The sequence below is a fragment of the Dyadobacter fanqingshengii genome (genome assembly GCF_023822005.2).
Taxonomy (GTDB): Bacteria; Bacteroidota; Bacteroidia; order Cytophagales; family Spirosomataceae; genus Dyadobacter; species Dyadobacter fanqingshengii.
The window spans coordinates 5,264,580-5,277,172 of the sequence record NZ_CP098806.1 but is presented as its reverse complement, the minus strand read 5'-3'; the positions used below and the strand labels follow the sequence as shown (position 1 = coordinate 5,277,172).

12 protein-coding genes are annotated in these 12,593 nt (G+C 45.4%); 6 read left to right on the top strand and 6 right to left on the bottom strand.

Features of this window, described 5'->3' with window-relative positions:
- Nucleotides 1-7: 7 nt before the first annotated feature.
- Nucleotides 8-1,996, top strand: a complete 1,989-nt coding sequence (locus tag NFI81_RS22110) for a TonB-dependent receptor plug domain-containing protein (protein ID WP_252176020.1) — start codon at nt 8-10, stop codon at nt 1,994-1,996.
- Between the two features lie 53 nt (nt 1,997-2,049).
- Complete coding sequence (locus NFI81_RS22105) at nt 2,050-2,925, top strand: alpha/beta fold hydrolase (protein ID WP_252176019.1); 876 nt, start codon at nt 2,050-2,052, stop codon at nt 2,923-2,925.
- On the opposite strand, the gene NFI81_RS22100 is transcribed toward NFI81_RS22105, so the two are convergent.
- From NFI81_RS22100 to NFI81_RS22085, 4 genes are read right to left on the bottom strand one after another with little or no spacing between them, the layout of a single operon-like run.
- Nucleotides 2,906-3,895 (bottom strand): NAD(P)H-quinone oxidoreductase, encoded by a 990-nt coding sequence (locus NFI81_RS22100; RefSeq protein ID WP_234614965.1) that lies wholly within the window; start codon nt 3,893-3,895, stop codon nt 2,906-2,908. The two genes, NFI81_RS22105 and NFI81_RS22100, sit on opposite strands and share 20 nt — an antisense overlap.
- 26 nt (nt 3,896-3,921) lie before the next feature.
- Complete coding sequence (locus tag NFI81_RS22095) at nt 3,922-4,290, bottom strand: YccF domain-containing protein (RefSeq protein ID WP_234614966.1); 369 nt, start codon at nt 4,288-4,290, stop codon at nt 3,922-3,924.
- A 16-nt stretch (nt 4,291-4,306) separates the two neighbouring features.
- Complete coding sequence (locus NFI81_RS22090; protein ID WP_234614967.1) at nt 4,307-4,921, bottom strand: pseudouridine synthase; 615 nt, start codon at nt 4,919-4,921, stop codon at nt 4,307-4,309.
- Between the two features lie 8 nt (nt 4,922-4,929).
- On the bottom strand, nt 4,930-6,006 hold the full coding sequence (locus NFI81_RS22085) for a DUF3500 domain-containing protein (RefSeq protein ID WP_234614968.1): 1,077 nt from the start codon (nt 6,004-6,006) through the stop codon (nt 4,930-4,932).
- A 164-nt stretch (nt 6,007-6,170) separates the two neighbouring features.
- Between NFI81_RS22085 and NFI81_RS22080 the strand changes: the two genes are divergently transcribed.
- Nucleotides 6,171-7,514 carry a deoxyguanosinetriphosphate triphosphohydrolase gene (locus NFI81_RS22080; RefSeq protein WP_234614969.1) on the top strand — a complete coding sequence of 448 codons (1,344 nt, stop codon included), beginning with the start codon at nt 6,171-6,173 and terminating at the stop codon, nt 7,512-7,514.
- A gap of 49 nt (nt 7,515-7,563) precedes the next feature.
- Here NFI81_RS22080 and NFI81_RS22075 read toward each other — a convergent pair whose 3' ends face one another.
- Both NFI81_RS22075 and NFI81_RS22070 read right to left on the bottom strand, forming a co-directional pair.
- The gene (locus tag NFI81_RS22075; RefSeq protein WP_234614970.1) at nt 7,564-9,789 is read right to left on the bottom strand and encodes a xanthine dehydrogenase family protein molybdopterin-binding subunit; all 2,226 of its coding nucleotides are present in this window, start codon (nt 9,787-9,789) and stop codon (nt 7,564-7,566) included.
- A 1-nt stretch (nt 9,790) separates the two neighbouring features.
- Nucleotides 9,791-10,261, bottom strand: a complete 471-nt coding sequence (locus NFI81_RS22070; protein WP_234614971.1) for a (2Fe-2S)-binding protein — start codon at nt 10,259-10,261, stop codon at nt 9,791-9,793.
- Between the two features lie 117 nt (nt 10,262-10,378).
- Between NFI81_RS22070 and NFI81_RS22065 the strand changes: the two genes are divergently transcribed.
- The 3 genes from NFI81_RS22065 to NFI81_RS22055 all read left to right on the top strand — a co-directional run bounded on the left by NFI81_RS22065 (nt 10,379) and on the right by NFI81_RS22055 (nt 12,412).
- A complete protein-coding gene (locus NFI81_RS22065; RefSeq protein ID WP_234614972.1) occupies nt 10,379-11,296 on the top strand; it encodes an alpha/beta hydrolase in 918 nt (305 codons plus the stop codon).
- 78 nt (nt 11,297-11,374) lie between these two features.
- Nucleotides 11,375-11,947, top strand: coding sequence for a Panacea domain-containing protein (locus NFI81_RS22060; protein ID WP_234614973.1), 573 nt, complete (start codon nt 11,375-11,377; stop codon nt 11,945-11,947).
- A gap of 12 nt (nt 11,948-11,959) precedes the next feature.
- Nucleotides 11,960-12,412 carry a hypothetical protein gene (locus NFI81_RS22055; RefSeq protein ID WP_234614974.1) on the top strand — a complete coding sequence of 151 codons (453 nt, stop codon included), beginning with the start codon at nt 11,960-11,962 and terminating at the stop codon, nt 12,410-12,412.
- Nucleotides 12,413-12,593: the final 181 nt, after the last annotated feature.

Sequence of the window (12,593 nt, the reverse complement as noted above, 5' to 3'; positions counted from 1 at the left end):
CCAGGCCATGATGACAACTTTCCAATTTTCTTTAATCCGGGTTTTGAAAAACCCGGCAATTTTTTTCTTGCTACTCCTCGCTAATCAGCTCTTTGCACAGGATATTTCGCTTGATCCTGTAACTGTCACGTCTTCGCTTGTTGAAAAACGCGCCTCCCAAACTGGCCGCAACATTGCCGTTATCAAAGGCGAATATTTCCAAAACCTGCCTGTGCACAGCATCGATGATCTGCTTCGTTATGTGCCAGGCGTAGAAATTCAGGCGCGTGGACCCATGGGTTCGCAAAGCGACATTGTTTTGCGCGGCGGGACATTCCAGCAAGTGCTGATCATTCTGGATGGTTTAAGACTGAATGATCCAAATACAGGCCATTTCAACGCATACATCCCCATTTCCCCATCCGAAATCGAGCGTATCGAAGTTTTGAAAGGTGCTTCTTCGGCTATTTACGGTTCCGATGCCGTGGGCGGCGTTATTCATGTGATTTCCAAAACATTTGCTGCGCGCTTGCAGTCGGGAAATGAAGGTGAAAATGCGGATGACATACAGAAAACGAGCATTAATGGCACATTAACGGCTGGTGAATATGGCTTGAAAAACGCCAATGTGGGTGCATTTGTACAAAGGGATAAACTCGCGGTATCAGGCGGTTTTTTATCCAATAATGCTTCCGGCGTTCAGCAGCGTGGTATTAAGGGATATTTTCATAATAATACGGCGTCCGTTTCTCTTAATTATGCGCTTTCTCCAAGCCTCAATGTGGCCGTGCGGAGCGCCTATGATCATCGCGATTTTGCTGCGCAGAATTTTTACACAGCCCTCAAATCCGACACCGCGAGTGAAAAGGTGAAAACATCCTGGAATCAAATTAAAATTGGTTATAAGAAAGAAAAAACGGCGATTACGCTGGATGGAGGCTATAAATTTGTCCGTGATCAGTATTTATTTAACCCACATTCCATTGCTAATGACAGCAAATCGCAGTTGTGGCAAGGCTTGCTGACCTGGCAGCAAACATTCACGCAAAGCACGAACCTGATTACCGGACTAAATTATCAAAACCGGAACATTGCTTCCAATGACCGCGGTAATCATTCCCTGAGCCAGCTCGCGCCGTTTGTTTCGTTAGTCCAAAATATTGGCCCCAATTTTACGGTAACGCCCTCTGTGAGATTGGATTGGCGCGAAAGCATTGGTTCGGAAGTGGTGCCGCAGATTAATTTATCTTACAAAAAAGACAAATGGCAAGTGCGGGGAAGCGCGGGTAAAACGATCCGCGACGCTGACTTCACCGAAAGATTTAACAATTATCAAAAAGCGTTGGTAACAGGCGGAAATGTGGGTAATCCCGCATTAAAGGCCGAAAAATCATTCAGTTATGAAGCCGGGGCGGATTGGTTTCTGACCAGTAGCAACACAAATCAGCTCAAAATTTCCGGAACATTTTTCCAAAGACTTCAAAACGACCTGATCGATTACGTTGCAACGCCCTACGCCCAAATGCCGCGTAAAGAAAACCTCTCTCCCACAGGGACGTTTGGCTTGGCATTAAATATTGCAGAAGTGAATACAACGGGTTTCGAACTTGATTTTCAAAGTGTTAATGCTCTTTCTTCCAATCAAAAACTGATCTTTAATGCTGGATTAACCTGGCTAAAAAGCGAAAGCAGCAACTTGGAACCTTCCTTTTATGTGTCTTCCCATGCCAAGTTTCTGGGCAACTTCTCGGCCATTTACCAGATTTCCGGCTTCTCGATCAGTCTGAACGGTTTGTATAAACACAGGGCAGAACGCGCGGCATCAGCCATCGAAGCGAATATTTCGAAAGATTATTTCTTGCTGAATGCAAAGGCCGAGTATGCTTTTTTGAATCGCAGTCTGGCTGTATTTGTGCAGGCCGACAATGCATTTGATGTTCAGTACAGCGATTTGCTTGGCTCCAAAATGCCGGGGCGCTGGGTTATGGGCGGTTTGAGATTCAATTTTGTAAAATAGGCAATCTTTATTCTCTGCCAGCCCGTATATTCGAATAGTTTTCTGACATGATCATGCTTTCGAATATCAACATTTCCTGCATTTGCTTCACGATCTACCTGACGGTCCGGAGCGCCGAAATTTTCGGTCAGCATACGTTAAATGGCCCTAACCGACCGTTAGAAAAAGGGTTTGCGGCAAATTTGGAGAATGACCGTACTTTATCCGCTGGAACGGCTGCTACACACGAAAGATCATCAACGCCCGACCCTGATAAAATGAACCTTTATTTTTTGAGCGGATTAGGCGCAGATAAGCGTGTTTTTAGCAAACTTGAATTGGACGACCGTTTCGCGGTGCATTATATAGATTGGATCAGGCCATTAAAGAAGGAGAGCATTTCAGACTATGCGGGCAGGCTGGTTGCACAAATTGATACAACCCGGCCATTCCAGTTGGTAGGGCTCTCTTTTGGGGGAATCATTGCTTCCGAGCTTGCAGACATTGTGCATCCGGAACAGATCGTGATCATTTCAAGCACACCAACGGGCGTTCCGATCTCTAAGTTTTATCAAGGACTTACCAAATTTTTGCTGCTCAGCCCATTCGCAGCGCCCTTTTTAAAGTCGACGAATTCTTTTACTTACAAATTTTTCGGCGCCGACACACCTGAGCTGAAATCTTTGCTAAAATCCATTTTACATGATACAGACAGCAAATTCCTGAAATGGGCATTGGTGAGAATGGGCAGCTGGAAAAGGGAAGACAAGCTGGAAAACCTGTATCACATTCACGGCACAAACGACAAACTGATTTCCATCAAACTCGTGAAACCGGATGTGATGATCGACGGTGCCGGACATTTAATGGTTTACGCACAGGCAAAGCAAATTTCGGACATTCTCAACAAAAAATTGAGCGATAACTGGGTTACGACTCCCAATCATTAACCAAAATGATCTTACCGATATGTTCGCTTGTTTCCATCAATGCATGCGCTTTCGATGCTTCATGTAAGGGAAATTCAGCTGCTATCACGGTTTTAAACTTTCCTGATTCGATTACAGGCCAAACATTCGTCAGAATTTCTTTCGCAAGCGCAGTCTTGAATTCGTTGCTTCTGTTACGCAATGTGCTGCCGGTGATCGTCAGCCGTTTTTTCATGATCAATCCAAAATCAACCTCAGCGCCGTCGAGCTTGCCACCTTTCATCGTGTTGATAAAAACCAGTCTGCCGTCTTCCCGCAGCAATCGGATATTTTTTGGGATATAATCACCTCCTACCATGTCCAGAATGACGTCTGCACCTTCGCTTTTAAGCTTTTCCTCAAAATCTTCCGTTTTGTAGTTGATACAAATTTCTGCTCCCAATGCACCGCAAGCCTTACATTTTTCCTCCGAACCGGCCGTTGCAAAAACTTTTGCTCCCAACGCTTTCGCAAGCTGAATAGCCGTAATCCCGATCCCGCTTGTGCCACCGTGGACCAGGAAGTTTTCTCCGCTTTTCAAGCTGCCACGCTGAAACACATTATGCCAAACGGTAAAAACAGTTTCCGGCAAAGATGCAGCCTGCACGAAATTAAAGCCGTTTGGAACAGGCAGACAATGTCCGGCCTGCGCAACGGCAAAATCTGCATAACCGCCACCGGCTAGCAACGCGCAAACGGCATCGCCTTTTTTCCAATCAGTAACATGATGTCCAACCTGCTCAATAATGCCGGCCACTTCCAGCCCTGGAATATCCTGTGGCGCCCAGGTCGGCGGCGGATAATTTCCTTTGCGCTGGAAAACGTCAGGACGATTAATTCCTGCTGCATAAATTTTAATTAAAACTTCATTATCAGCTGGTTGCGGCACATTCCGTTCTTGAATGCGAAGCACTTCCGGGCCGCCGGGCTGCGAGATTACAATGGCTTTCATGTTTTTACTGTCAGATGGAATAATGACTAGTAAATTTCTTTGCCAAAAGGCGTGAAGGACAAGCTCATCAGTTTGAAATGTTGTCGGGCAAATGGCAGGCCGATAATGGTAATAGCGAGGATTACGCCAAAAACCAAGTGCGTGATCGCAATCCAGATCCCGCCAAGCACAATCCAGATAATGTTAAAAATAGTGGATAAACAACCCGTGTTCCCGGGAACGTCCCTCACCTGCTGCCCGAAAGGAAACAGCGTAAGTAACCCGATTTTGAAACATTGAACGCCAAATGGGATGCCGATAATGGTCAGGCAAAGCGCAAAACCAACGATCATATATTCCAGAAAAACGATAAATCCGCCAAAAATGAGCCAGATAATGTTGCCTATTAAGTTCATGTCGAGATGGTTTTTGTTATTTCCAATTATCGATCTTCAATAACCTAAAAAATTCGTTCTCTTCAATCTCTTTTACACCACCGGCAACCAGGTCGCCCAGTTCCAGGTCCTCTATGCTGGTTCTGATGAGTCGTTTGCAGCGATGACCGGCGGTTCGCACCATTTTCCGGATCTGGTGGAATTTCCCTTCGGTTAATGTAATTTCCAGCCAGGTGTTAGGCACACCTTCCCAACTCTCGCTCGAATGCGGCGGTAATATCGCAGGCCTCGGAATAATTTCAACTTCGCAAGGAGCCGTCACATATTCAATGCCTCCTTTTATTTGTATCCCGATGCCCGTTCTGAGCTTATGCAGCGTTTCGTCACTCACGTGATGCCCCACATTCACCCAATACGTCCGCTTATGCGGAACCTCTCCCTGAAACAGGAGATTAGTAACTCTTTTATTCGTAGTAAGGATCAAAAGCCCCTCGGAATGCCCATCCAACCGCCCAATTGCATGAATCCCCTCGGGAAAATCAAACCCCAAATCCCCAAGCAGCCCCACATCATCCGGACTCACAAATTGCGAAACCATGTTGGGGGGCTTGTTGATAATGAAGTAACGGTGTGGTGTGGGAATTGAAGTCATACACAAAGTTAATGCGCCTTCTCGTAATGCTTGCGCAACATATCCTCTCCGAAGTCATTCACCAAATCCCTTACCACCGAATGAATGTGGTTTCCGCCGTTTTGGGTGTTATCGAATTCGATGAGGAAGGTGAGGCCATGGATGCGGTAGTAGTGGCCATGGCCTGTCCCGATGATGTTTTTCTGGTCACCCATCCAGGCGAAATGTATTTTGTCCAGGCCGCTTTTTTCCAATGCCGACCACTGCTGGTTTTTCAACGTCACGTGGTAACGCTGCAAATAGGACATAATCAGCTTTTTGAAGGCTGCCTTTTGCTCCGCGGTCATTTCGGCCATAGGGATGCCTTGCATTTTTTCCAAAGATGCCTTTCTGGAATTGGAAGTGAACATTTCGTTGGGCGCTGTGCTTCCTATGATGGCTTTTTCCAGCTGTTTTTCATTCATTGATTGTAATAATTCAAATGCGAAATCCTCCTCACTTTTCAAGATCCGCAAACCTTTCTGCGGCACATCCGCCAGCACATTGCCTGGGTTACTGCCCATAAAACTGGGCGTATAAATGATCTCCCCTTTGATTGATGAGAAATGCAGCGACAAATGATGCCCTTCCACCCGCCAGCCCCAGGGATCGCCTCCCGGTTCTCCGAAAACCAGAAAAGCAAAGTTTTCCGGATCGCGATAGGTGTCGTTGGCAGGCCGTGTTTCAACAACCCTCAGCACATTTTCCAGATCAATGATCTGCTCTGCTTTGGTATAACCTTCCTGGCTCAAAACCAGCTTGATCATATCCATAGCCACTTTTCGCTGCGCTGCGCTCATGGTTTTGAAGGTGATGCCCTTTCGTTTTCGGGGCGTGAAATTCCAGTCGAAACGGGCGGGATCATCGTATGGGAGCTTGGTTTCCGCCAGTTGATCGGCCGAGAGTGATTTCAGGAATGTGACGGCAGCAACGGACATTTTTTTGGCCAGTTTATCGTCCTTTGCGGGGGTTTCTTTAACATAAATTCCGGCAGCCTGTGAATTTTCCGAGGTGCTGAAAGTGAGGATATTGATCAAAAACGCTGTTAGTAACATTACCTTTTTCATATATATCCAATTTGAAATTTCACATTCATGTATGTTTAAATCAAAAGCTTCATGATCCGCGAAACTACCAATGATGAATGGGGCAGGCATCGTAAACGAAGAAGCCGGATATTCCTTAATTAGTGGAAAGCGATTAGTTTTGCTGGCAATTAAATTTTTGAATAATGAATTGGGAAAAATTACTTTCGGCGAAACGGTGGGGCAGTGAAGACAAATATAATGCGGATCCCGCCGAGGCGCGGTCGGAGTTCCAGCGTGATTACGACCGGCTGATTTTTTCCTCACCATTCAGAAGATTGCAAAACAAAACGCAGGTTTTCCCACTTCCCGGCAGCGTTTTTGTACATAACCGGCTCACACACAGTCTGGAAGTTGCTAGTGTTGGAAAATCTCTGGGAAGGATTTTTTATAATCAACTTAAAAAAGATGATCCCGGTATCGACGACAAATTGCCGCTAATCAGTGAAATCGGGAACATTGTTTCGGCTGCTTGCCTCGCCCACGACCTGGGTAATCCTGCATTTGGACATTCGGGAGAGGCTGCGATCTCACATTATTTTACCAATGATGCGGGCCTGCAATATCGCGACAAAGTCACCGAATCGCAATGGGCTGATCTGACGCACTTTGAGGGGAATGCCAATGCATTTCGCATCCTTACGCACCCGTACGCGGGCAAGGGCTACGGAAGTTTTGCACTCACTTATTCCACACTTGCGGCCATTGCGAAATATCCATGCGAATCCATTGCCGGGCATAACAAATCGAAAATTTACACGAAAAAATACGGGTTTTTCCAGTCGGAACAAACTGGTTTTCAGAAGATCGCCGCTGATTTAGAGCTCGATATGGTTACGGAATCTCCATTGGTTTACAAGCGCCATCCACTGGTTTACTTGGTTGAGGCCGCGGATGATATTTGCTATAACATTATCGACTTGGAAGATGCGCACCGACTGAAAATATTGTCTTACGGCGAGGTGGAAACATTGTTACTCAGGCTTTGCAATGATCCGAAAATGCCTGCCAGACTTACGGAAATTGAAGATGAAGATGCAAAAATCAGCCTGTTAAGGGCAAAATCTATCAGCACATTGATTTTCCAATGCTCCGAGTTGTTTTATAATGAGCAGGAAACTATTCTTAACGGTGACTTCAACTCCGGCCTGATCGACGCAATTCCCGAGCCATACCGATCTGTGATGAAGGACATTTCGAAAATTTCTGTCAACAAAATTTACAATTATGCTTCCGTTGTCCAGATTGAAGTGGCTGGCTATAAGGTGATGGGCGGTTTGCTTGAAGAATTTGTTCCTGCCTACCTTAATAATAATTCCCACTACTCACGAAAATTGGTTGATCTTATCCCTAAACAATTTATCACCTCTAAAACAGATGAATATGCCAAAATTCAGACGGTTTTAGACTTTGTATCGGGCATGACGGATCTGTATGCAGTGGAATTGTTCAGAAAAATCAAAGGAATTTCGTTTCCGTCGCTTTCATAGAGAGATTATTCGAGAGATAGTATCAGTAATGCTGCTCGTCCGGTAGTCGTCAGCTGATTTTGCTCCAATCGATTTTATCCGGCGTCAGGGGAATTTCCCTCAATCGACTTCCGGTCGCGTCGAAAATAGCATTGGCAATCGCAGCCGAAACCGGCCCTTGCGCTGCTTCTCCTGCACCGAGTGGTTTGAGTTCCGGGCGATCTATCACAAACACTTCTGTATCAGGCACATCTTCAAAACGAAGGATCGGATATGTTTCCCAGGAATTGCTTTCTACGCCATCAGCACCATAATTAACTTGCTCCAACATGGTCCAGCTGGCCGCCTGGATCATTCCGCCGGAAGTTTGATTGATAATGCCGTCCGGATTAATGGCCTGCCCCGAGTCAATCACGCCTGTTAATTTCACCAAACGGTAAGTTTTGGCCGCACGATCCAGCTTGACTTCTGCCTTTACAGCGAAATAGGAAGCATTGTTTTTATATTGGGCAAAAGCAAAACCTTTTCCTAAACCGGGTTCTTTCTTTAAATCCCAGCCTGCCTTTGCCACCAATGTCGTGATCACTTCTCTGGCACGTTCGTCTTTCAAATGATCCAAACGAAACTGAACAGGATCTTTCCCTGCTTTCACCGCCAGCTCATCCATGAAGGATTCCAATGCAAAAATGTTCCCATAAGCACCCAGACTTCGCAATGCAGAAGTCCGTAAAGGGCCCTTGTAATTGTGTAATACAACATTTTTGATTTCAAAATCATACAAGGGCAGTGAATTCCGATGGCTCCCGCCCGAGAAGCCTCCGCCTTCAAATGCAAATGGTTTATCCAAATGTCTGCCCGCAATCAAATTTCCCGCTTTCCCACCCGGCCGCGAACTATGTGTATCCGACCAAATATCTGTTTGCCAGGAAGTCACTTTACCATCAGCATTCAATGCAGCTTCAATTTTAAGCACCATAGCCGAACCATAAGGCTCCCATTTGTGCTCATCTTCGCGCATCCATTGCACCCGAACCGGCTTACCCGGCATTTGCACAGCCAGCAATGCTGCGTCACCGCCCACATCATCGGCGCCATTATGCCCGTAACAACCCGCGCCCGGCATGCCGATCACCCTTATTTTATCCATTGGAATATTCACCAAATCACTAATCGTGCTGCGCAGGGGATAAACGCCTTGCGTATGCGACCATATCGTCAGCTGGCCATCCTTCCAAAGCCCGATCGCGCACGACGGACCGATCGAGCCGTGCATTTGATAAGGCCGCTTGTATTCCGCTTCAAGCGTTATTGCGTTTTCAGAAAGCTTTTTATTTTCGTTTTTGTCTCCTTCAACAACTTCGCCAGTGTTGCCGTTTTTTACCATATCAGCATATAACTGGCCTTGCAAGGGCGTTACAGCTTCACTTTGCCACTTCGCCAGCGCTTTCATTTTTTGAAGCGCCTTCATGCTCTCATATTCCTGCAAAGCAATTACAGCAGCGAAGTTTCCATTAACCACAACCTTTAAAACGCCCGGCAATTTCTGAATCTGCTCAGAAGGCAGCGACACCAATTTAGCACTATAAGCCGGTGGCCGCATTATCCGCGCATGAACCATATCCGGCAAGCGCAGATCCTGAATGAAATGCGTTTTCGCCGCCGCTATATCATTAATATCCAACCTCTTAATGGGCTTGCCAACCAGCTTATAATCAGCTGGCTTTTTTAGCACAGACTTGCCGGAAACCTCCGCTTCCAGCCGCTTGCCCTTCACCAGATCTTTGTAGGCAATTGTTCTTTGGTTTTTAGTTGATTTTACAATTCCATTAATCACAGAAAGTTCTTCAACATGTGCACCCAATTCTTTTGCTGCCATTTCCAAAAGATATTTCCTGGCCTCAGCAGCGGCATTTCTGATCGCGTTTCCACTTCCTTCGATGGATCCGCTGCCGGCCGTATAGCGTTCATCCTGTGTTTGTCCGGTGTCGGCAATGATAATACGGACCTGCGTGATATCAATGTCCAGTTCCTCCGCTGCCATTTGCATTAAAGCAGTCCGTATTCCCTGTCCAAGCTCCATTTTACCTGTTAACACAGTCAAAATCCCCTGTGCATCAAACCTGATCCATGAGTCAACCGCTTCACGATCAGCAATTAATGTCTGCTCCGGCAAGTAACATTCGTCCGGCTCAGTCGTAAATCCAAGCCCGGGCATGAGAGTAAAGCCCATTAATAAATAACCTGAACTCCGAAGAAATTCGCGCCTGCCGGATTTTATATCATCCAATTGCTTCATATCATTTATTCATTTTAGCCGCCGCCTTTTGCACTGCGCTAATGATGCGCGTATGCGTTCCGCAGCGGCACAAATTCCGTTGCAAAGCCTGCCGTATTTCCTGATCGGTCGGATTTTTGTTTTCTGTCAATAGTGCCTTCGCCGAAATGATCATGCCGCTAGTGCAATAGCCGCATTGCGCAGCCTGCTCCTCAATAAATGCCTCCTGAATCGGGTCAAGCACATTATTTTTAGAAAGCCCTTCCAATGTTGTGACCTCATAAACTGCCGCAGCCGAGCCCGGTATTACACAAGAGGGTTGCGCTTTGCCATTCAGTAGCACCATGCAACTGCCGCAACGCTCAATTCCGCAGCCATATTTCGGGCCATTCAATTGGAGATTATTGCGTAAAAGATAAAGCAGCGGCATCTCCGGATCGACCGTCACGCGGTGATTTTTGCCGTTCACTTTAATGTTAATCAGCTCAGCCATGCCCTACTTTGTTTAACCACCAGAATAATAAAATTAAGCCTAAGTCATTTATTAACTACTTGTTTCTTAATCTTTCAACAAGCTTTCAGCGTATGTGTAAGCATACAACGAATATTTATGAAATCGCAGGCACGCATCACACTAATACTTTTAATGATTTTATTGGGCGCATTCATGCTCACATTGTCGGGTTGTTCTTTCAAAAGAATTACGAAGTCGAAGAATATCGTATACCAAAAAGCAGATAAAACTTCCGCCGAACAGCGACTAAATGTGTTCGCTCCGAGGAAGCATACCAAACCTGCGGCAGTGCTGATTTTTGTTCACGGCGGAAACTGGAACTCTGGTAAAAAGTCGCAATACAACATTATCGGAGGACATTGGGCTAAGAAAGACGTGGTAACGGTCATTGTTGACTATCCATTAAGCCCAGCTGCTGACTTCGACGCAATGGCCATTTCGGTCGCAAGATCTGTGAAATGGGTGAAGGAGAATATTAGCCAATACGGCGGCAACCCCGATAAAATCTTCTTGTCAGGCCACTCCGCTGGCGGTCATCTTGCCGCACTTGTAGCGCTTGACGATCATTATTTCAAAAATATAGGTCTGGAAAATCCACTCTCAGGCCTCATCCTCATCGACGCCGCGGGGCTTGACATGCATGGTTATCTGCTGGAAGAAAAGTTCGAAAAGGGAAACACCTATCTCAAAACGTTCTCCAGCGATCCAAAAACCTGGAAAGAAGCCACCCCACTCTATCATCTGCACCCAAATATGCCGCCCATGCTTATTTACAGAGGCGGAAAAACCTATACATCGATTCTGAAAAGCAACGAAAAATTTATCCAAGCGCTTCGCGCCTATGCGCCTGAAACGCCTTATCGCATTCAGAAAAGCAAGAAGCACGTCCCCATGATTACCCAGTTTTTTAATCCCTGGAATGCGAGATATGGGGAGATTTTGGCGTTTATGAAGGCGGCTGGGAATAAGAACAATTTGCCGGAGGATAAACGAAACGCGGCGTTGGGTAAGTGAAGGGTGGGTTCGGCATTTGAAAAGCTCAATTCCGGTGCGAAATGATTTATATTTGTGACGCATATTCACGCACAAATCATGAAAGGTTATAACCATAAGAAAGCCGCTCAGTTAATCAACTATTTTGCTGCCTACAATCAAGGTGCTATTAATAAAATGAAAGCATTCAAATTGATTTGGCTGGTTAACAGGCTGCACCTCAGGAGATATGCCCGAACCGTGACAGGCGACATACATTATGCAATGGAATGGGGTGCAGTTCCCTCCAACACCAAGGATTTTGTAGAAAGTAAGGTTGCTCCTCAATCCACAGAGAAGCTATATTTCGATCAGTTTTTGTCTTTGGAAGGACAAACGATAAGCTCTATTCAGGAAGTAAATCCCAAAGTATTTTCGGAAACTGACCTGGAAGTTGCAGACGAAATACTCAAAAATTACAACGGACTCGATCAATTCGAACTTGCAGAATATTCTCATTTTTTTCCTGAATGGAAACGTTTTCAGGAAAAAATTGAAAAATCAGGGTCCAGTTACAAAATGGATATCAATGATTTTTTCGAGAACTACATTGATGAAAAAGGCCTATTCAACGACAAGAAAGAAGATTTGGAAGTAGCTAAGCAGCTATTTTTCGAAACAGCCAACGCTTAGCCTGCCGGGAGCATGAAGGCAGAAGAATTAAGGCACGCACTTGTCGCGGGAAATCTACTTTATATCTCAGATCCGCAAATCGCCAAAGGCATTCCGCATTATCACATTTTTATCAAAAAAATAGATGGCGGTTATTTAACCACCGTTTGTTGCACTTCGCAGTTTGAAAAAAATCTTCAACACATTACACGAGTTGGCGAAAGCCTCGACACATTGGTCTGCATCGATCATGAAACTGTGAATAATAGGTTGCATAATTTCACTTACATCAATTGCAACAACTACTTTTCTTACACCGAAGCCGAATTATTGGCTCTAAACGCAAAGCGAGATATTCCAGCCTGCGGAGCCGTGACCGATTTTGAATTCCAAAAAATTATCAATGGGCTTTTGGTGAGCAGGCGTATTGATGAGGAGTTTAAGGATGAGATTAGGGAGCTTTTGCTGAGCAACGATCACAAATAAAATTTTATGGAATTCTTTGTAAACTAAGCCAGCAAAAAACCCGGAGCATTGCCACACAACAATTGCATCCGGGTTCAGTTTAATCAAGTTCAGAATCAAACTTCTTCAAAAATATGGACACACTACAAAATTCAGCAAACAAAGAAATGAACGGCGGGAATGAAAAATTTATCGGTGACGA

Excerpts from the sequence above, each read along its gene's own strand:
- NFI81_RS22080 (WP_234614969.1), top strand. The coding sequence starts at position 6,171 with ATGAATTGGGAAAAATTACTTTCGGCGAAACGGTGGGGCAGTGAAGAC.
- NFI81_RS22070 (WP_234614971.1), bottom strand. The coding sequence starts at position 10,261 with ATGGCTGAGCTGATTAACATTAAAGTGAACGGCAAAAATCACCGCGTG.
- NFI81_RS22105 (WP_252176019.1), top strand. The coding sequence starts at position 2,050 with ATGCTTTCGAATATCAACATTTCCTGCATTTGCTTCACGATCTACCTG.
- NFI81_RS22055 (WP_234614974.1), top strand. The coding sequence starts at position 11,960 with ATGAAGGCAGAAGAATTAAGGCACGCACTTGTCGCGGGAAATCTACTT.
- NFI81_RS22085 (WP_234614968.1), bottom strand. The coding sequence starts at position 6,006 with ATGAAAAAGGTAATGTTACTAACAGCGTTTTTGATCAATATCCTCACT.
- NFI81_RS22110 (WP_252176020.1), top strand. The coding sequence starts at position 8 with ATGATGACAACTTTCCAATTTTCTTTAATCCGGGTTTTGAAAAACCCG.
- NFI81_RS22090 (WP_234614967.1), bottom strand. The coding sequence starts at position 4,921 with ATGACTTCAATTCCCACACCACACCGTTACTTCATTATCAACAAGCCC.
- NFI81_RS22065 (WP_234614972.1), top strand. The coding sequence starts at position 10,379 with ATGAAATCGCAGGCACGCATCACACTAATACTTTTAATGATTTTATTG.
- NFI81_RS22075 (WP_234614970.1), bottom strand. The coding sequence starts at position 9,789 with ATGAAGCAATTGGATGATATAAAATCCGGCAGGCGCGAATTTCTTCGG.
- NFI81_RS22095 (WP_234614966.1), bottom strand. The coding sequence starts at position 4,290 with ATGAACTTAATAGGCAACATTATCTGGCTCATTTTTGGCGGATTTATC.
- NFI81_RS22060 (WP_234614973.1), top strand. The coding sequence starts at position 11,375 with ATGAAAGGTTATAACCATAAGAAAGCCGCTCAGTTAATCAACTATTTT.
- NFI81_RS22100 (WP_234614965.1), bottom strand. The coding sequence starts at position 3,895 with ATGAAAGCCATTGTAATCTCGCAGCCCGGCGGCCCGGAAGTGCTTCGC.